The organism is Kitasatospora sp. NPDC004272 (assembly GCF_053603035.1).
The window spans coordinates 68356-87103 of sequence record NZ_JBSGET010000002.1 but is presented as its reverse complement, the minus strand read 5'-3'; the positions used below and the strand labels follow the sequence as shown (position 1 = coordinate 87103).

Below are 18748 nucleotides of genomic sequence, written 5' to 3'. Positions count from 1 at the left end.
CGAGCACCAAGGACTGGGCAGGGAAGGCGACATGAGCGACGACCACGTGTACCTCGCACTGGCCGGGGCGGGCGGGGAGCCGGACGGCGAAGCCCGCTGGGCCTACGGCACCGGCTTCGCCGACCCGCTGCTGGGCGTGGACGCCGCACCGCCGGCCGGGGTGGACCCGGCCGACCTCGCCGCGTACTGCCTGATGCTGGGCGACGACGCGCTGGTGCTCTCCCAGCGGCTGGTCCAATGGGTCACCCGGGCACCGGAGTTGGAGGAGGAGGTGGCGCTCGCCAACCTCGGCCTCGACCTGCTCGGGCAGGCCCGCCGACTGCTCACCCGGGCCGGGCAGCTGGACGGCAGCGGCCGGGGCGAGGACGAACTCGCCTACTGGCGCGCGGAGTCCGAGTTCCGCAACGTGCGGCTGGTGGAGCTGGAGAACGGCGACTTCGCGCAGTGCGTGGTGCGGCTGCTGCTGTTCGCCACCGCCCGGGAGGAGCTGTACCGGCGCCTCGCCGACCACGCCGACCCGGTGCTGGCGGCCGTCGCGGCCCTCGGCGTCAAGGAGTTGGCGTACCACCGGGAGTACGCGGCCGCCTGGACGGTCCGGCTCGGCGACGGCACCGAGGAGTCGCACCGGCGGATGCGCGCGGCGCTGGACGCCCTCTGGCCGTGGCTGGACGAGCTGTTCACCCCGCACGAGGTCGAACTCCGGCTCGGCACCGACCCGTCACCGCTGCGCGCACCCGTACTCGCCGCGCTGGCAGGGGTGTTGGCCGAGGCCGCGCTGCCCGTCCCCGACCTCCCCGGCCGGGCGTACGTGAACGGGCGGGCCGGGCGGCACGGGGTGCACACCGAGGCGATGGGGCCGCTGCTCGCCGAACTCCAGGTGCTGGCCCGGGCGCACCCGGGGGCGACGTGGTGAGCACCCTGCTGGAGCGGGCCCGGGAGGTCGCCGCCGCCGTGCCCGATCCCGAACTGCCCGTGCTCACCCTGGAGGACCTCGGCGTGCTGGCCGGCGTCGAGGAGGCGGACGGGACGGTCACCGTCTGGCTGACGCCCACCTACTCCGGCTGCCCGGCCGTCGCCGAGATGGCCGCCGACGTGGCCCGCCGGCTGCGCGCCGCCGGGTTCGCCGGGGTCGAGGTGCGACTGCGGATCGACCCGCCGTGGTCCAGCGACCGGATCAGCGCCGCGGGCCGCCGCAAGCTCGCCGAAGCCGGCATCGCGCCCCCGCACCCCGGCGGCCCCCCGCACCCCGGCGGGCTGCTGCGACTCGGCCCGACCCGGCGGGCGGTGGCCTGCCCGCAGTGCGGGTCCGAGGACACCGAGGAGCTGTCCCGGTTCGGCTCCACCGCCTGCAAATCGCTGTGGCGGTGCCGCAGTTGCCGGGAACCCTTCGACCGGATCAAGGAGATCTGATGGCCGTCCGCCGCCCGCGGTTCCACCCGCTGCCGATCGGCACCCTGGAACGGCTCTGCGAGGACGCCGTCGCGGTCACCTTCGACGTCCCCGCCGACCTGGCCGCCGAGTTCGCCTTCCGCCCCGGCCAGAGCCTCACCCTGCGCCGGATCGTCGACGGCGCCGACGAGCGCCGCTCCTACTCGCTCTGCTCCCCGGTCGGCGGCCCGCTGCGGATCGCCGTCCGCGAGGTGCCCGGCGGCCTGTTCTCGCACTGGCTGGTCAGCGGCGCGAAGACCGGCGAGGTCGTCGAAGTCCTGCCCCCCGCGGGGGCGTTCACCGCCGACCCGGCCGAACCCGGCGAGCACGTGCTGATCGCGGCCGGCTCCGGCATCACCCCGATGCTCTCCATCGCCGCCTCCGTGCTGGCCGGCCACCCCGACTCCCGGGTCACCCTGCTCTACGGCAACCGGCGCAGCGACACGGTGATGTTCGCCGACGAACTCGCCGACCTCAAGGACCGCCACCTGGACCGCTTCCAGCTCGTCCACGTGCTCTCCCGGGAGAGCCGGGACGCCGAACTGCTCAGCGGCCGCCTCGACCCCGACCGGGTCGCCGCCCTGCTGACGGCCCTGGTGGACGTCCCCGCCGTCGACCACTGGTGGCTGTGCGGACCGTACGAGATGGTGCGCGGAGCCAGGCAGTTGCTGGCCGAACTCGGCGTCCCCGCCGGGCGGGTGCACCAGGAGCTGTTCCACGCCGAGGACGAGCACCCCGAGGAACGGCACCCCGAACCCGCGCCCGACGCCGCCGCCAGCGAGGTCACCCTCGTCCTCGACGGCCGCTCCAGCACCCTCGCCCTGCCCCGCGACCGTTCCGTCCTGGACGGCGCCCAACGTGCCCGCCCCGACCTGCCGTTCGCCTGCAAGGGCGGCGTCTGCGGCACCTGCCGCGCCCTGGTGCGCGAGGGCGAGGTAGAGATGCGGCGCAACTTCGCCCTGGAGGAGGCCGAGTTGGCCGCCGGGTACGTCCTCACCTGCCAGGCCCGGCCGGTCTCCGACCGGGTCACCGTGGACTACGACGCCTGACCCTCACGCCCGTTCGGCCACCGCGCCGATCAGGGCGGCCAGTTCGGCCGGACGGCTGAACATCGGCCAGTGGCCGGAGTCCAGGTCGACGTACTCGACCCGCTCCATCCGGGACACCTCCGGCGCCGCGCCCTGCGCGATCCACCCCCGGACCTCCGCCGGGGAAGCCTCGGCGCAGAGCATCGTCACCGGCACGCCGTAACGCCGCCCGTCCGCCAGCCGGACCGGCGCCAGCGCGACCCCCGCCGGGACGGGGACGGCCGCCGCCTCGAACCGGGCCCGCGCCCCCTCGTCCAGGTCCGCGCTGGTCGACCCCGCGAAGGGCTCCCACCCCGGGAACGGCACCACCCCGTCCCGCACCGGGAACAGGTCCGCGTACGGGTGCCCGTCCCCGTGCGGGAACCCGTCCACCAGCACCAGCCCCGCGACCCCGTCCGGCCGGGCGTCCACCGCCATCCACCCCAGCGAACAGGCCGCCGAGTGCGCCACCAGCAACGGCCGCCCCGCCGCCGCGTCGACGGCGGCGAGCACCGCCGCGAGCTGCTCCGCCAGCGTCGCGTCCGTCCGCCCGTCCCCCTGCCCGGGCAGGGTCAGCGGCACCGGGCGGTGCCCGCGCCCGGCGAGTGCGGGCACGACCGCGTCCCAGGCGGTGGTGCCGTTCAGCCAGAGGCCGCCGATCAACAGGACGTCCATGGGAGTCCCCTCCGTTCAACGTTCGAGCAGGTCACTGACCATGCTAGGAAGGGTTCCGGACGATCAACTTCCTAAATGCAGGAAGAGGACCATCAGGCGCTCGGGGAACTGTCGGCAGACGGGCATGCACCTCCAGGGGCTCGGGGAACGGCGAGTCCGTGCTGCTGACGGCCGGAGCCCATCGAAGGTCCGTGCTGCTGCGTGTCTTTGACCGAACCGGAAGCCGATGCGCGCTCCGGCAGTGCACCGTCAGCAGACCCGGGCTCGCCGTTCCCCGAGCCCCTGGCGGGGCTCTTCGCCGTTCCCCGAGCCCCTGGCCCGTTCCCCCTCCGCCGTCTCTAAGGTCTTGGGTGTGGCGAACACGGAGATCAGCCCCACCGCTCGGGCGTTGCGGGCGCTGGAGGTGCTGCGGGAGCGGCCCGGGACGACGTCGGAGCAGTTGGCGGCGCGGCTCGGGGTGAGCGACCGGGCGGCGCGGCGGTACGTGGCGATCCTGCGGGAGGCCGGGGTGCCGGTGGAGTCGGAGCGGGGGCCGTACGGGGGGTACCGGCTGGGGCGGGGGGCGCGGTTGGCGCCGGTGTCGTTCACGCAGGAGGAGGCGCTCGGGCTGGTGATGGCGGTGCTGGACGGGCGGCCGGCGGCCACCGACCCGGCGGACCCGGTGGGAGCGGCGCTGGGGAAGGTGGTCCGGGCGCTGCCCGAGGCGATCGGGCGGCAGGCGGCCGCGCTGCGGGCGCACGCGGCGGCGGCGCCCGACCCGTACCCGGCGCACCCGGACCCGGTGGTGGTCAGCGCGCTGGTCGAGGCGATCGCGGCGCGGCGGCGGGCGGTGCTGGACTACCGCAGCGGCGGCGGGAGCGAGTGGCGGGCCGAGGTCGACCCGTGGGCGGTGGTGGTGCGCCGGGGCCGCTGGTACCTGCTCTGCCACTCGCACCGGGCGGACGCCGTCCGCACCTACCGGATCGACCGGGTCCGGGCCGCCGAGCGCTCCGGCGTGCCGTTCGACCCGCCGGAGGGGCTGGACCCGGTCGCCGTGCTGGAGCAACACCTCGGCACCGGCTGGGCGTTCCGCACCCGGGTGCTGTTCGAGGCGCCGTTCGAGCAGGTCGCCCCGTGGGTCGGCCCGACCATGGGGCGGCTCGAACCGGCGGGCGAGCACTGCCTGCTGGAGGGCAGCACCCGCAACCCGGCGATGTACGCGGGGGAGTGGCTGGCGGCCGTCCCGTTCCCGTTCAAGGTCCTGGAGGGTCCCGAACTGCGCTCCGCGGTGGCCGCGTTGGCGGCCCGGTTCGCGGCGGCGGCCGGGGCGGGCTGAAGGTCAGACCGCGGCGGGCTGCGCCGGTGCCCCCAGCAGGCGGACCACCTCGTTGACGGCCGCGCGGCCCGCGCGGTTGGCGCCGACGGTGGAGGCGGAGGGGCCGTAGCCGAGCAGGTGGATGCGGGGGTCGTCGGCGACCTCGGTGCCGTCCATCCGGATGCCGCCGCCCGCGGTGCGCAGGCCGAGCGGGGCGAGGTGGGTGAGCTCGGCCCGGAAGCCGGTCGCCCAGATGATCGCGTCGACGGCCAACTCCTGCTCGCCCCAGGCGACTCCGCGCTCGGTGAGCCGGTCGAACATCGGACGGCGGTGCAGCACGCCCAGCTCCTCGGCCCGGCGGTAGGCCACGCTCGGGCCCAGGCCCGTCACCGAGACGACGCTGCGCACCGGCAGTCCGGCCCGGACCCGCTCGTCGACCCGGGCGACCACCTCGCGGCCGAACTCCTCGGTGAACGGCCCCCGGTGGACCACCGGCGGGGTGCGGGTCACCCACACCGTCTCGGCGACCGCGCCGACCTCGGAGAGCACCTGGACGGCCGAGGCGCCGCCGCCGACCACGACGACGCGCTGCCCGGCGAACCCGGCCGGGCCGCGGTAGTCGGCGTAGTGCAACTGCCGCCCGGCGAAGCGGCCGGGGTAGCGGGGGAGGAAGGGCCGGGTCCAGGTGCCGGTGGCGTTCAGCAGGGCGCGGGTGGCCCAGCGGCCGGCGTCGGTCTCCACCAGCAGCCGCCCGTCCGGCCCGCCGTCGGCCCGCCCGTCCGGGCGTTCGCGCACGGCGAGCACCCTGACCGGCCGCAGCACCGGCAGCGCGTGCCGGGCCTCGTACGCGGCGAAGTAGCCGGGGACGGCGATCCGGGCCTGGACGGCCGGGTCGGTGGCCGGGAGCTCGAAGTCCGGCAGGTCGTGGAAGCCGTGCACGGTCGCCATGGTGAGCGAGGGGGAGCGGTGCGCCCAGGCGCCGCCGGGGGCGTCGTCCGCGTCCAGCACCACGAAGCCGGTGTGCGGGGCGAAGCCGCGGCGGCGCAGGTGGTAGGCGGCGGACAGGCCGGCCTGGCCCGCGCCGATCACCAGCGCGTCCACCTCGCGGACGGCGCCGGCGGTGCCGACGGGGTCGGCACCCGCTGCGGTACTTGCACGTTCAACGGTCACACCGGTGAAACACCGGGGCGCGGTCGGCTGTTCCCCGGCAGCAGCGCCACGGCCGCGGCGGCCAGCCGCTCCGGGCCGCCCGGGCACAGGTCGAGGAACAGCCGGGGCTCGGTCAGCTCCAGCTCGATCAGCGCGGGCGCGCCGTCCGGCAGCCGGACCAGGTCGACCCGGGCGTACAGCAGCTCGCCGGGCTCCGCCGCCGCGGCCAGCACCCGTTCGGCGAGCGCCAGTTGGTCGGCGTCCGGCTCGCGGGCCGCGTCCGCGAAGCCGCCGCCCAGCATCGGGCCGCGGCGCACCGCGTGGCTGAACTCCCCGCCCAGGTACAGCAGCGAGGTCTCGCCCTCGTCCTCCACCATCGCCAGGTACGGCTGCACCATGGCCGTCCGCCCGGCCGCCGTCAGCGCGGCGACCTGGGCCAGCGCCGCGGCCCGGTCGGTGGTGCGGAGGGTGTCCCGCGCGCCGGAGGAGACCGTCGGCTTGACCACCAGCTCCGGCCAGTCGGCCGCCGCGACCGCGTCCAGCGGATCGCCCGGGGCGACCCAGAGCGTCGGCACGACCGGCAGCCCGGCGGCGGCCAGCCCGCGCAGGTAGGTCTTGTCGGTGTTGCGCTCCAGCACCCGCGCCGGGTTGGCCAGCCGGGTCAGCGCGGAGACCCGGCGGGTCCAGGCCAGGAACTCCCGGTGGTGCAGGATGTAGTCCCAGACGCTGCGCACCAGGACCAGGTCGTAGCCCGCCCAGTCCACCGCCGGGTCGTTCCAGAACACCGCCTCCGCGTGCACCCCGAGCCGGGCGAGGGCCGCCAGCACCGGCAGCCGCTCCACGTCCTCGACCCCGCGGCAGGTGGCGTACGCGACCCTGGCGGGACGGCGGACGGGCGGGTGCGGGGCGGTGCTCACGGGAGGCTCCTGGGATCGGGGCGGGACGGTGCCAGGCGAGCGTCCACCGGCCCCCTGAGCAGTGTCAATCGGTATTTCGTACCGGCCTTCCGCCCCGCCCGCCGCCGTGATCGCCGCGTGTCCGGACGGATGCGGAACGTGATCGTCCGGGAGCGGCCGCCGGGGCCCGGCGGCAGGTGGTTAGGGTACGTGGGACCCCCGGACCGTTCTGCCACGGAGAGCCGCACCCCCATGCCACCCCCGCCCCCGGCGGTCCGCCGCCACCGCCTGGCCCTGCAACTCTGCTTCGCGATCCCCGGCCTCTCGCTCGCCACCTGGGTGACCCGCACCCCCGACGTCCGGGACCGGCTCGACGCCTCCACCGCCGAGATGGGCCTGGTGCTCTCCGGCATGGCGGTCGGCTCGATGCTCGGCATCCTGGTGGCCGGCGCCCTGGTCGCCCGGTTCGCCACCCGCCCCGTCGTCGTCACCGGCATGGGCCTGGTGCTGGCCAGCGTCGCCGTGACCGCCCTCGGCGCGGCCGTCGCCTCCGCGCCACTGGTCACCCTCGGCCTGTTCCTGATCGGCTCCGGCATGGGCCTCTCGGAGGTCGCCAGCAACGTCGACGGCTCCGTCGTGGAACGCGAGTACGGCCGCCCCGTGCTGCCCGCCCTGCACGGCTGCTACAGCCTCGGCACCGTGGTCGGCGCCGTCCTCGGCGTCGCCGGGGCCGCCGCGGGCCTCCCGGTGCCCTGGCACCTGGCGGCGGTGCTGCTCCTGGTCACCGTGCTGTTCGCGCTCGCCCTGCCCGGCCTGCGCCCCGGCCTGGGACGCGCGCTGCCCCGGCCGCAGGAGGAGGGCGGCGCGCGCGGACGGGAGGAGGGCGGCGCGCGCGAACGGCGGCTCTACCTCGACCCGAAGCTGCTGCTGATCGGCGGCGTGCTGTTCGCCCTCACCCTCGCCGAGGGCGCCGCCACCGACTGGCTGCCGCTGCTGATGGTCGACGGCCACGACATGCCCGCGGGCCTGGGCTCCGCCGTCTACGCGGGCTTCGCCGCCACCATGGCGGTCGGCCGGTTCGCCGGCGGCCCCGTGGTCACCCGCTTCGGCCGCCCCGCGGTGCTCGGCGGCGGCGCCCTGCTCGCCGCGGCCGGCATCGCCCTGGTCTCCTTCTCCGACGCCCCCGCCGCCGCGGGCTGCGCCGTCCTGCTCTGGGGCCTGGGCACCGCGCTCGGCTTCCCGCTGGCGCTCGCCGCGGCCGGCGAGTCCGGCCCCGACACCACCGGCCGGATCGCGCTGACCTCCCGGATCGGCTACGTCGCCCTGCTCGCCGGACCGCCCGTGCTCGGCCTGCTCGGCGAACACCTCGGCCTGCGCGCCGCACTGGTCCCCGTCCTGCTGCTCGTCCTCGCCGCCGCCGCGCTCTCCCCGGCCACCGGCCCCCGCCGCGGTGACGGCTCCCCGAACGAGGGGCAACCGTCCGGCGACGCCCGCCCGCCGGCCCCCGCCGCCCGCTAGGTTCACGACGGGCGGAGGCCGCCTGACGCGGCACCGGGTTCGCGGACGGACGGCCCGGCGGCCGGCCCGACGGTCGGCACGGCGACGCGGAACGGGGGACGACGGTGGGCCGGTTGGACGAACTGTGGGCCGAGGGCCGGATGCCGGTCCGGTGCGGACTCTTCCGCCCGGACGGCACCGGACGGGAAGCCGACTGCGACGGCGCGGACCTGACCCGGTTCGACCTGGGGGAGCCGCTCGCCCCGGGCGCCGCCGACTCCGGGGGGACCGCCCACGCCGACGTCCTCGCCGAGGTGGCGCTCCCGGACGGGTCCGGACGCCTGGTCAGCGGCGGGGGCTCGCACGGGTCGGACGGGTTCTTCGCCCGGACCGGCGCCGGGGGCGAACTGCGCTGGCTGGTGCACCTGCTGTGCAACGAACTCGTCGAGGCCGCCGTCGACCGGTCGACGGCGACCTTCACCAACAACTGCGGGAACACGCTGACGATCGACCTCGCCTCGCCCGATTTCTCCGAATAGCGCACGGCCCGCCGCCGGGCGGTTCCCCGAAGCGGCCCGGCACCCGGCGGTTCCCCGAAGCGGCCAGGAACCCGGAGGAATTGACGGCACGTCGGGCCCGGCGGAATTGTCAGTGGCCCGCCGTAGTGTGGGAACAACGCTGGAGGGGGCGCCGGAAAAGGCGTCGGGAAAGGCGTTGGAAAAGGGGTCGAGCATGTCCGCGAACGCTTCCGCGAACCGCATCGCGCACAAGGTCAACCACGTCTCGCTGGTGGTCGACAAATCCGGCTCGATGCAGCGCCACGAGGCGCAGCTGATCCGCGTGGTGGACGAATTCGTGAAGGGCCTCCAGGAGGAGTCCGACCGCCTCGGCCACGAGACCCGGATCAGCCTCTACGCCTTCGACCACGAGGTGCACAACCTGGTGTGGGACATGGACGTCAAGCACCTCCCCTCGCTCAAGGGCCTTTACGCGGTCGACAACGGCGCGACGGCGCTGATCGAGGCGGCGGTGAAGTCCATCGACGACCTGAAGCACGTCTGGGAGGGCTACGGCGAGCACTCCTTCCTCCAGGTCGTCGTCACCGACGGCGAGGAGAACGCCTCCGGCTGCTCCGAGCACGGCCGGATGCACGCCCGGATGAAGCCGGCCGAGGGCAAGGCCGTGCTGCGCGGCTGGATGGACCGCATCCGCGGCGCGCTGGCCGAGCTCCCCGAGCACTGGACGTCGGCGATCCTGGTCCCCAACTCGCTGGCCAAGCGCACCGCCCAGGAGTACGGCTTCCCCGCCGGCAACATCGCGATCTGGGACGCCGACTCCACCGGCGGCGTCGAGGAGGCCATCGACACCGTCAAGACCGCCGCCACCAGCTTCCTGCGCGGCCGCGAGAAGGGCGTGCGCGGCACCAAGCAACTGTTCACCATGGGCAAGGACCTCAGCGCCGACGAGGTGAAGGCCAGCCTCGACGCGCTGGCGGCCGACACGTACGCCCTCGTCCCGGTCGACCGGCAGGCGGCGCTGCGCGAGTTCGTCACCGGCTCCGGGCACCCGTACCGGACGGGCTGCTCCTTCTACGAGCTGTCCAAGCGGGAGAAGATCCAGGCCGCCAAGCAGATCGCCGTCGCCGAGAAGGACCCGGTCACCGGCGAGCTGACCGGCCGGGTGTTCTCCGGCCCGGCCGCCCGCGGCCTGCTCGGCCTGCCCGCCGCGGAGGCCACCGTGAAGCCCGGCGACAACCCGGCGTACACCGTGTTCGTCCAGTCGACCTCGGTCAACCGGAAGCTGCTGCCCGGCACCCGGCTGCTGGTCATGCTGTAGCCGCGGAGCACGGACCGCGGCCCCGGAGCGCACCGCTCCGGGGCCGTCCGGGCACGGGTCCCTCCGGCCTCAGCCCAGCGGCTCGATCACTGCGGCCGTGCCGTACGCGCAGACCTCGGTGCCGACGTCCGCCGCCTCCGTGACGTCGAAGCGCATCATCAGCACCGCGTTGCCGCCCCGGGCCCGGGCCTGCTCGACCAGGCGCTCCATCGCCTGGTTGCGGGTCTCCACCAGCGTCTTGGTGAGGCCCTTGAGCTCGCCGCCCATCAGGGACTTCAGCCCCGCGCCGATCTGCGAGCCGATGTGCCGCGACCGCACCGTCAGCCCGAACACCTCGCCGATCACCCGGACCACCCGGTGGCCCGGAACGTCGTTCGTGGTCACCACCAGCACACCGCCGGACGGGTCCTGCCCGCCGCCGAAATCGTTCAGTTCGCTCATGCCTCCCAGCCTCCCGCCCGACCCGGCCCGTCGGCTACCCCGGCGCGCCGGGCGGCCCCGTTCCGCGCCCGCGCGCCACCGCTGCCGGACACCGGATCGGGAGAGCCGATGGACACCGGGCACCGGGTTTGTCAACCTTGTCGCATGGGCGAGCGAAACGATCAGCCACAGGGGTCGCACGCGGCGGAGGAATCCGGCGCGCAGGAGATCGAGGCCACCGTGGTACTGGGCCTGCGGATCACCGACTGGCCGGCCTTGCGCGCCGCCGCACGGGCCGCCGTCGAAGAACTCGACTTCGCCGGCATCGACCCGGAGGGCCAGCGCGCCCAACTGCTGCGCGAAGTCGCCGAGGACCCCAACGCGGCCCTCGGCGCGCTGCTCCACCCCGACCGGCTGGTCGCCTCGCTGCCCGGCATCGAGGCCCTCGGCGGCACCCTGGAGATCAGCGTCACCGACGACTTCGCCCCCGACTTCGCCGAGCTCTTCCCGCTCGACGACGACGGCGACACCGGCGACTGGACGCTCACCCCGCGCACCGCCTGCCTGGTCCACACCCAGCTGATCAGCCTCGCCGACGCCGCCTACGAGGACCTCGACGACCACGGCGACGACCCCGTCACCGTCGCCGACGAGAGCGACTGGACGGTCTTCGGCCGCCTCCCGCAGCGCACCTGGAACCTGCACCGCGGCTGGCGGCGCACCTTCGCCCGGGCCTTCGACGACCTCGCCGACGACCTCGCCATCGGCGAGTGGCCGCTGCCCCGCTGCCCCGCCGAGGACGTCGCGCTGCGGCTCGCCCTGGCCGACGCCCGCACCCTGCTCGGCGCCCAGCCCGAATCGGTCGCCGACATGATGGGCGACCTGCCCGCCGACCTGTACGACTACGACTGGGACGGCTGCTCCGACGAACTGTTCGGCGTCTACGGCCCCGACGAGGAGGACAGCGACCTCGACGCGGGCCAGCGGATCGACCAACTCCTCGCCGCCACCCACCCCGAGGGCTGGTTCCTCGACTACGAGGACGCCGAGGAACGCGACCCCGGCCGGGGCTACCGCCGCTGAACTGGCATGCTGGGAAGGTGAGCTCACCCTTCGACCCGCCCGCCGCCCGGCCCTCCGCCGACCTGCCCGCCCCCGCCGACGCGCCCGCCCCCGCCGTGGGCGGGCACGCCGAGGACCGCGACACCCGCCCGCAGTACGTGCTGCCGCTGGTGGTCCGGCTGGAGCGCACCGACCCGCCCGCCCGCACCGACGCGCTGGAGACCTCGGCGCGCGCCGTCCTCACCCTGCTCGCCGACCCCCGGGTCACCGAGCCGGACGGCGAGTGGGCCGAGCGGGTCGCGGCCTGGGAGGACGCCCGGATCCGCAAGGTGGTCCGGCGCGCCCGCGGCAGCGAGTGGCGCAAGGCGGGCGAACTGCCCGGCATCACCGTCACCGGCCCGGGCGGCGCCGAGGTGCGGGTCTTCCCGCCGGTCCCGCTGGACGGCTGGCCCAAGGAACTCGCCAAGCTCCAGGTCTCCGGCACCGACCTCGACGACCCCGAGCCGCCCGGCCCCGCCCCCGAAGGCGTCCCCGTGCTCTGGCTCAACCCCGCGCTCGAAATGAGCGCCGGCAAGACCATGGCCCAGACCGGCCACGCCGCCCAGCTCGCCTGGTGGGAACTGGACGGGCCGCAACGCGAGAAGTGGGCCGCCGCCGGCTTCCCGCTGGCCGTCCGCACCGCCCCCACCACCGACTGGCCCGCCCTCACCGACGGCCGCCTCCCGGTCGTCCGCGACGCCGGCTTCACCGAGATCGCCCCCGGCAGCGCCACCGTCGCCGCCGAGGGCGGCGAGGACTTCTGCCCCACCCCGCGCCTGCTGCGCCCGTGAGCGCACCGCGCTGACGCCGACACGGCGACGCGGCAGGCCGGGCGGTCCTTCTCCGACGGGTTCACCGGCCGGGGCGGTGCCGGCGGCCGGACGCAGTCGCGACAGCAGGACCCGGCGGCGCCGGGCCAGGGCGATCAGCGGCAGAGCCGGGCCCTGGCACAGGAAGAGCCAGGCGACGTAGGGCACACGCCGTCGGTCCGGTGCACGCCCACGCTGGTGGTGACCGAGGTGACGGCCACCAGCAGCGGGGCGACTCCGTGGGCCAGCGGGTACGTCAGTGGACCACGGACACGGAACGGAATTCCGGCGCGGTTGGGCTCGCCGCCCGGCGTCGGTGCTCCGGTGGCCACGGGGACCGGTTCCTACCCTTCGCCACGGACGAAGGTCGGGTCGTCGAGCCGTTCCCACTCGTCGTCCCGGGCGTCCTGGCCGGGGGCGGTCCCGCGCGGTGCTTGCGCGTCGCCGCGCGGGACGGCGGCCTCCAGGCGCGATCGGGCCAGGTCGTGGGCCGCGGCCAGTGCCGTGGTCCCCGTCGCCCGCGAGCGTTCCAGGAGGTCGAGGCAGGTGTCGTAGATGGCCTCGACCTTCTCGCGGCAGCCCTCTTCGGTGTAGTGGCCCAGCTCTTTGGTGACGTGGATGACGCCGCCGCTGTTGACGACGAAGTCGGGCATGTAGAGGATGCCCTTCTCCCGGAGCGTTTCGGCCAGCTCCGGTCGGGACAGCTGGTTGTTGGCCGCGCCGCAGATGACGGCGGCGGACAGGGTGTCGGCGACGTCCCGGGTGATGGCGCCGCCCAGGGCGCAGGGCGCGAGGACGTCGAGGTCGCTGCGGGCGAGCAGCTCCTCGGTGGAGGCGGCGACGTGCACGGCGGGGGCGAGGGCGCGGGTCGCGTCGACGGCGCGGCCGTCGGGGTCGGCGATGACGACGTCGGCGCCCTCGTCGACGAGGTGCCGGGCCAGCAGACGGCCGACCTTGCCGACGCCCACGACGCCCATCGTGCGGCCGGCCAGGGCCGGCGAACCCCAGGTGTGGCGGGCTGCCGCGCGGATCCCCTGCAGGACGCCGTAGGCGGTGAGGACGCTGGAGTCGCCCGATCCGCCGTGCCGGGGGGAGCGTCCCACCGTGTGGGGGCAGGTGCGGTGCACGACGTCCATGTCGGCGACGGTGGTTCCGGCGTCGCACGCGGTGATGTAGCTGCCGCCCTGGGAGGCGACGAAGCGGCCGTAGGCGAGCAGGAGTCGCTCGCTCTTGTCCCGGTCGGGGTCGCCGATGATGACGGCCTTGCCCCCGCCGAGCCGCAGTCCCGCGGCGGCGTTCTTGTAGGTCATGCCCCGGGACAGTCGCAGGACGTCCTGGAGCGCCTGCTCCCGGGTGGCGTAGGGGTGGAACCGGGTGCCGCCCAGCGCGGGGCCGAGGGCGGTGGAGTGGACGGCGATGATGGCGCGCAGGCCGGAGTCGGGGTCCTCGCAGAAGAGGACGCGTTCGTGGTCCCATCCGGCGGGGGCGGGCAGTTCGGTGATGGCGGCGTCTGACACGGGTGTCTCCTCGCGGGGTGCGCTCGCTGCGCGCTGACGGGCTGTCGGGTCACGGCGGGGGCGGGTCGGGCAGGGTGGTCAGCAGGCGGGGGTGGTCAGCCGGCCGGGGTGGTCGGCCGGGCGGGGGCGGTGTGAGCGGCCGGGTCGGCGGGGCCGGCGTCCTTGTCGGCGAGGTCGGCCGCGATCAGGAACGGGCCGGCGGAGGCGAATCCGGCGCGGAGGGCGGAGGCGAGGTCGGTCGTGGTGGCGGCCCGCCGGGCGGGGACGCCGAAGGCCGTGGACAGGGCGGTGAAGTCGATGGGCGGGTGGGCGAGGTCGAGGCCGAGCATCCGCTCCGGGGACGCATCGCGGACCTGCCAGTTGTCGCGCAGGACCTGGTAGGCGCGGTTGTCGGCGACCACGAATCCGACCGGGAGCCGCAGCCGGGCGGCCGTCCACAGGGCTTGGGGGGAGTAGAGGGCGGATCCGTCGCCGACGACGCAGAGCGTGGGCGTGCCGGTGGCCAGTGCGGCGCCCACCGCGCAGGGCATCGCCCAACCGAGGCCGCCCGGCACCCAGTGGTAGCGGTTGGCCCCCTCCAGTGTCAGCGCGGCCCGCAGGCCGCGGGAGAGGGAGGGGGACTCGTCCATCAGCGGCGCCCCGGGCGGCAGGCAGCGGGCGAGTACGGCGGGCAGGGTGTCGGCGTTGAGCGGTGCGGTGGTGGTACGCGCTGCGGCGGTGGTACGCGCTGCGGTGGGGTCGGGCCGAGCGGGCGGGGCGGGGCGGGAGGGTCCGGCCGGCAGTTGGGCCAGCAGGGCCCGCAGGCCCAGCCGGATGTCCCCGACCAGCGCGTGCTGGGCCGGGCTCTCCCGGCCGAGCTCGCCGTGGTCGGGAGCGAGGTGCACCAGGGGCAGCGAGGCCGGCAGCGGTTCGGCGGGCGAGTAGGGGAAGTAGGAGGGGAACAGGCGGCTGCCCACCCCGAGCACCAGGCTGTGGCCGCCGAGGGCGCGCCGGATCGCACCGGGATCGGTGGGCAGGAAGCCGCGCCACAGCGGGTGCGGCTGGGGGAAGGTGTTCGCCGAGGGCCAACTGCTGCCCCAGACCGGCGCGGCGAGGGCCTGCGCGAGGGCGAGGCCCTCCTCGGGGGCCTGGCGGCCGACCTCGTCCCCGTAGACGAGGGCGATTCCCCCCGGGCGCCGGCGGGCGTCGGCGAGCAGGGCGGACACTGCGGCCACCCCGGGGGCCGCGGGGTACGGGCGCCGGGAGCGGGGCGGGGCCGGGGGGCCGGGTTCGTCCAACAGGTTCATCGGCAGGGCGAGGAACACCGGGCCGGTCGGCGGGGCCTGCGCCAGCCGGAACGCGGTGCGCAGCGCGTGGCCGAGCTCTTCCCGGGTGCCGACCTGGTGGGACCACTTGACGGTGGGCCGGGCCAGCCCGGCGAGGTCGCCGGCCAGGACCGGTCCGCGGTGCAGCCACCTCAGGTCCTGCTGGCCGGCGGTCACCACCATCGGGATCCGGGCCGCGGCGGCGTTGGTCAGGGCCCCGACGGCGTTGCCGAGGCCGGCGGCCGCGTGCAGGTTGACGAAGGCGGGCCGGCCGGACATCCGGGCGAAGCCGTCCGCGATGCCCACGGCGCTGGCCTCGTGCAGTGCCAGGACGTAGGAGATGTCCGTCTGGGCGGCCAACCGCTGCATCAGCGGCAGTTCGGTGGTGCCGGGGTTGCCGATGACGTGCCGCACTCCCTCGTCGCGCAGGACGTCGAGGACCACTTCGGCGCCGCTGGGGAGGCGGCCGGACGGTGAGCAGGGCTGGGGCACGGAAAGCTCCTTCGGAGTGTCGGACCCGCGAGCCGGGCAGGTGCCGGCCGCACGGCGCGGAGACGGAACCGGCCGGGCAGCGGACGGGACGCGGGACGGCTGCGGGGTGAGGGCTCCGTACGGGCCGGGCCGGGCCGACGGAGCCGTCCGGCGTCAGGGGCGGATCAGGGCTTTGAGCGCGGTGCGGGCGGACATCGCCCCGTAGGCGGCGGGCGTGTCGTCCAGGCCGCCGGAGAAGTCGAAGAGCGGCGAGGGGTCCAGGCGCCCGTCGAGGACCTCGGCGAGCAGCTCGGGCAGGTAGGCGCGGACGGGGGCGATGCCGCCGCGCAGGCTGATGTCGGCGAAGAAGGCCGCCCGCAGGTCGGGGGCCTGCTCGTGGTGCGGCAGGCCGACGCAGCCGACCGTTCCGCCCGGCCTGACGAGCGCGATCGCGGTGTCCAGCGCCCGGGTCGTGCCGACCGCCTCCACGGCCGCGTCGACCCCGTCGGGCCCGACCAGTTCGGCGACCGCCTCCCGCGCGGCCCCGCCCTTGGCGGCCACGGTGTCGGTGGCGCCGAAGCGCCGGGCCAGGTCGAGGCGGCGGGGGTGGCTGCCCAGCGCGATGATCCGCCCGGCGCCCGCGCGCCGGGCGGCGAGCACGGCGCTCAGCCCGACCGCGCCGTCGCCGACGACCGCCACCGACTGCCCGGAGCCGACGCCGGCCCGCACCACCGCGTGGTGACCGGTGGGCACCGCGTCGGCCAGCGCGAGCACCGACCGGGACAGCACGGGGTCGGTCACGGCCTCGCCGGGCAGCCGCACCAGGGTCGCGTCCGCGTGCGGCACCCGGACGGCCTCGCCCTGCCCGCCGTCCGACCCGGGACCCAGCCCCCACACGCCGCCGGCGGGGCAGGAGGTGAACAGGCCCGCCAGGCAGTGGCGGCAGCTCCCGTCGGCCCAGGCGAACGGGGCGACGACCGCGTCGCCCCGGCGCAGCCGCGTCACGGCGCTCCCCGTCTCCTCGACCACTCCGGTGAACTCGTGGCCGCACCGCTGCTCGGGCGCGTAGAAGCGCCCTTCGACGAAGAGGAGGTCGCTGCCGCACACCGCGGCGTGCGTGACGCGCACCAGGACGTCGGTCGGTTGCTCGATCCTCGGATCGGCCACGGTGGTGACCGCGACCCGGCCGGGGTCCACGTAGACGACAGCTCGCATGGTTCCTCGTTCCTCTCCGGAGAAGGCCGAACGGGCCGCACCGGGGCCGACGCGGTGCCCGCGGCACCGGCTCCCCTTCGGGCGCGTACGGAGCCGGGCGACCGTGGCGAACCCGTTTCGGCGGGTGCCGCGGACCGGTTCGTCCGCACGGCCGTGCTCCTGCCACGACTGTGCCGCCGGGGCCCCGCGGTGGGGAAGGGCCACCGTCCTCGGCCGCCGTGAATCTGACGGGCCGTTGAAAGCCGCGGGAGGATTGCCGACGGGAACGGCCCGCCCGCCCCGGCCCGGTCGTCCGGCGGTCGACCTGGCGGCGGACCGGCTCCGCCCGCCGCCGAAATGTTCCGCGCCGGTGAACGCGTGGTGAAAGAAGGCTCCCGCTGAAAGCGGAAGCCCCTCGATCCGTTTCCGCGGCGCACGGATCGCCGTCGGCATGACCTCCGCACATGCGCGCCGCCGGCCGGTCCTGCCCCGGCCGACCGACCGGCCCGTCCTCGGACGGGAGTTCGGACGGGGTGGCGGGCCGGAGCGCTCACGTCCCACCCTGGTGGCGCAGTCCTCCGTCGAGTGAGCCGACCCCAGAGGTGGTGTTCATGGGACAGCCCCGCCGCCCCAATCACGCACTGCGCGTCCTGCTGACCGAAGCCGCCTGGAGCGCGGCGGACCTGGCGGCCGCTGTCAACAGAGTCGCCGCCGAGAGCGGGACGGTCCTCGGCTACGACAGGTCGGCCGTCGCGCACTGGCTGGCCGGCACCAGGCCCAGGGCGCACGCCGTGAGCGCGATCTGCGAGGCGCTGGCCCGCCGGCTCGGCCGCCCGGTGAGCCCGGCGGACGCGGGTCTGGCCGACGGCGCCGTGCCGGACCCCGGCCCGACGCCGCCCCCGGGCGGGAGAGCGGTGCGGGACCGTGCCGCGGCGGCCGACTCCGCGTCGGTCCTGCTCCAGTTGGGCTGCCTCCCGGTCGGTGCGGGCCCCCGACGCGCCGGGCAACGATCGGACGTGACCTACAGCGTCGCGGCCCTCGTGGACGCGGAGCGGCGCGTGGCCGACGGCGCCCGTCCCGCCCCGGCCCCAGAACCGCCCCCTTCGTGGCGTCGGCGCGTCGAGCCCTTCGAAGTGCAGGCGGCCGAGGCCATCGCCCTGGTGTTCCACCGCGACGACCGGGTCTTCGGCGGTGGAGGGGGCCGCCGGGCGCTGAGCGCCTTCCTGGCCTCCGAACTCAGCCCCAAGCTCCACCGCCCGGCGGGACCGGTGCTGCGCCAGCGCCTGCTGGCCGTCACCGGCCGCCTCGCTTACCTGAACGCGTTCATGCACTTCGACGACAACCTCCACGGGGTGGCGCAGCGCTACTACCTCACCGCCCTGCAGCTGGCCGACGAGAACAACTCGCCCCTGGACGCCGCCGTCGCCCTGCGCGGCATGTCCGTACAGGCGTACCGCCTCGGCCACGTCCGCGAGGCGATCGCACTCGCCGAGCGGGCCGTCGGCACCGTGCGGGGCACCGGCCTCCAGCACGCCTTCGTCCACGGCCAGTTGGCCGTCGCCCAGGCCCGTGACGGCGCACGCCGCCAATCCCTGCACGCGATGGCCACCGCCGAGCGGCTCCTGGGGCGCGCCTCCAGCCCCGCGGACACCGTGGCCGGCGCCTACCACCGCGCTTCGCTGCTGCGTCAGCAGGCCGCGGTGCGCGAGCACTTGGGCGACCTCCCCGGTGCGACGCAGGCCCTGCGGGAATCGGTGCGGCGCCGCCCCCCGGACGAGCGCCGTTCGCGCGCCCTCACCCTCGCGGACCTCGGCACCCTGCTGCTGCGCACCGGGGAGCTGACGGAGGCGGTGGACACCTGGCACCGCTTCCTCGACGACTACCCCGGGCTGGCGAGCGGCCGCGCCGACGCCGCCCTGACGAACGTGGTCGCCTCACTGCGTCCCCACGCACGCCAGCGGGAGGTTCACCACCTCCTCCAGCGCAGCGCCCACCTCCGCTCGACCTCCGCGTTCCGTGGCAGGATCCGGTGATCTTCGCGGCACCCCCCGTTCCGGCACCCCCCGTTCCGGCACCCCCCGTTCCGGCAC

The 18748-nt window shown here is 75.9% G+C and carries 17 protein-coding genes; 10 read left to right on the top strand and 7 right to left on the bottom strand.

What is annotated here, in order from left to right:
* Positions 1–31: 31 nt before the first annotated feature.
* From paaC to paaE, 3 genes are read left to right on the top strand one after another with little or no spacing between them, the layout of a single operon-like run.
* The gene (gene paaC / locus ACWEO5_RS01205) at positions 32–913 is read left to right on the top strand and encodes a 1,2-phenylacetyl-CoA epoxidase subunit PaaC (protein WP_452158937.1); all 882 of its coding nucleotides are present in this window, start codon (positions 32–34) and stop codon (positions 911–913) included.
* On the top strand, positions 907–1410 hold the full coding sequence (paaD, locus tag ACWEO5_RS01200; RefSeq protein ID WP_452158935.1) for a 1,2-phenylacetyl-CoA epoxidase subunit PaaD: 504 nt from the start codon (positions 907–909) through the stop codon (positions 1408–1410). The genes paaC and paaD overlap by 7 nt, the downstream gene beginning before the upstream one ends.
* Positions 1410–2477, top strand: a complete 1068-nt coding sequence (gene paaE, locus ACWEO5_RS01195) for a 1,2-phenylacetyl-CoA epoxidase subunit PaaE (RefSeq protein WP_452158933.1) — start codon at positions 1410–1412, stop codon at positions 2475–2477. Before paaD ends, paaE begins: the two co-directional genes overlap by 1 nt.
* Positions 2478–2480: 3 nt before the next feature.
* On the opposite strand, the gene ACWEO5_RS01190 is transcribed toward paaE, so the two are convergent.
* Positions 2481–3170, bottom strand: coding sequence for an alpha/beta fold hydrolase (locus ACWEO5_RS01190; RefSeq protein ID WP_452158931.1), 690 nt, complete (start codon positions 3168–3170; stop codon positions 2481–2483).
* Between the two features lie 352 nt (positions 3171–3522).
* On the opposite strand from ACWEO5_RS01190, the gene ACWEO5_RS01185 reads away from it, so the two are divergent.
* Positions 3523–4485 carry a helix-turn-helix transcriptional regulator gene (locus tag ACWEO5_RS01185; protein ID WP_452158929.1) on the top strand — a complete coding sequence of 321 codons (963 nt, stop codon included), beginning with the start codon at positions 3523–3525 and terminating at the stop codon, positions 4483–4485.
* 3 nt (positions 4486–4488) lie between these two features.
* Here ACWEO5_RS01185 and ACWEO5_RS01180 read toward each other — a convergent pair whose 3' ends face one another.
* Together ACWEO5_RS01180 and ACWEO5_RS01175 are read right to left on the bottom strand one after the other, a co-directional pair.
* Positions 4489–5565, bottom strand: coding sequence for an NAD(P)-binding domain-containing protein (locus tag ACWEO5_RS01180; protein ID WP_452159084.1), 1077 nt, complete (start codon positions 5563–5565; stop codon positions 4489–4491).
* Between the two features lie 65 nt (positions 5566–5630).
* Positions 5631–6530 carry an ATP-grasp domain-containing protein gene (locus tag ACWEO5_RS01175; protein WP_452158927.1) on the bottom strand — a complete coding sequence of 300 codons (900 nt, stop codon included), beginning with the start codon at positions 6528–6530 and terminating at the stop codon, positions 5631–5633.
* Positions 6531–6761: 231 nt separating this feature from the next.
* Here ACWEO5_RS01175 and ACWEO5_RS01170 point away from each other — a divergent pair, with 231 nt between their 5' ends.
* The 3 genes from ACWEO5_RS01170 to ACWEO5_RS01160 all read left to right on the top strand — a co-directional run bounded on the left by ACWEO5_RS01170 (position 6762) and on the right by ACWEO5_RS01160 (position 9842).
* Positions 6762–8027, top strand: coding sequence for an MFS transporter (locus tag ACWEO5_RS01170; protein ID WP_452158925.1), 1266 nt, complete (start codon positions 6762–6764; stop codon positions 8025–8027).
* Positions 8028–8140: 113 nt separating this feature from the next.
* Positions 8141–8545, top strand: a complete 405-nt coding sequence (locus ACWEO5_RS01165; RefSeq protein ID WP_452158923.1) for a hypothetical protein — start codon at positions 8141–8143, stop codon at positions 8543–8545.
* A 193-nt stretch (positions 8546–8738) separates the two neighbouring features.
* On the top strand, positions 8739–9842 hold the full coding sequence (locus tag ACWEO5_RS01160) for a vWA domain-containing protein (protein WP_452158921.1): 1104 nt from the start codon (positions 8739–8741) through the stop codon (positions 9840–9842).
* Between the two features lie 69 nt (positions 9843–9911).
* Here the strand turns inward: ACWEO5_RS01160 and ACWEO5_RS01155 are convergent, their stop codons facing one another.
* A complete protein-coding gene (locus ACWEO5_RS01155; protein ID WP_452158919.1) occupies positions 9912–10283 on the bottom strand; it encodes a YbjQ family protein in 372 nt (123 codons plus the stop codon).
* Between the two features lie 144 nt (positions 10284–10427).
* Between ACWEO5_RS01155 and ACWEO5_RS01150 the strand changes: the two genes are divergently transcribed.
* Together ACWEO5_RS01150 and ACWEO5_RS01145 are read left to right on the top strand one after the other, a co-directional pair.
* Positions 10428–11345 (top strand): hypothetical protein, encoded by a 918-nt coding sequence (locus ACWEO5_RS01150; protein WP_344550855.1) that lies wholly within the window; start codon positions 10428–10430, stop codon positions 11343–11345.
* 17 nt (positions 11346–11362) lie between these two features.
* Positions 11363–12154 carry a peptidyl-tRNA hydrolase gene (locus ACWEO5_RS01145; RefSeq protein WP_452158917.1) on the top strand — a complete coding sequence of 264 codons (792 nt, stop codon included), beginning with the start codon at positions 11363–11365 and terminating at the stop codon, positions 12152–12154.
* A 362-nt stretch (positions 12155–12516) separates the two neighbouring features.
* Here ACWEO5_RS01145 and ACWEO5_RS01140 read toward each other — a convergent pair whose 3' ends face one another.
* From ACWEO5_RS01140 to ACWEO5_RS01130, 3 genes are all read right to left on the bottom strand, one after another.
* The gene (locus tag ACWEO5_RS01140; RefSeq protein ID WP_452158915.1) at positions 12517–13689 is read right to left on the bottom strand and encodes a Glu/Leu/Phe/Val family dehydrogenase; all 1173 of its coding nucleotides are present in this window, start codon (positions 13687–13689) and stop codon (positions 12517–12519) included.
* 95 nt (positions 13690–13784) lie between these two features.
* Positions 13785–15485, bottom strand: coding sequence for a thiamine pyrophosphate-binding protein (locus ACWEO5_RS01135; RefSeq protein ID WP_452158913.1), 1701 nt, complete (start codon positions 15483–15485; stop codon positions 13785–13787).
* Between the two features lie 153 nt (positions 15486–15638).
* Positions 15639–16679 (bottom strand): zinc-binding dehydrogenase, encoded by a 1041-nt coding sequence (locus tag ACWEO5_RS01130; RefSeq protein WP_452158911.1) that lies wholly within the window; start codon positions 16677–16679, stop codon positions 15639–15641.
* A gap of 590 nt (positions 16680–17269) precedes the next feature.
* Here ACWEO5_RS01130 and ACWEO5_RS01125 point away from each other — a divergent pair.
* Positions 17270–18691: a hypothetical protein gene (locus ACWEO5_RS01125; RefSeq protein ID WP_452158909.1), complete on the top strand. Its 1422-nt coding sequence runs from the start codon at positions 17270–17272 to the stop codon at positions 18689–18691.
* Positions 18692–18748 lie beyond the last annotated feature (57 nt).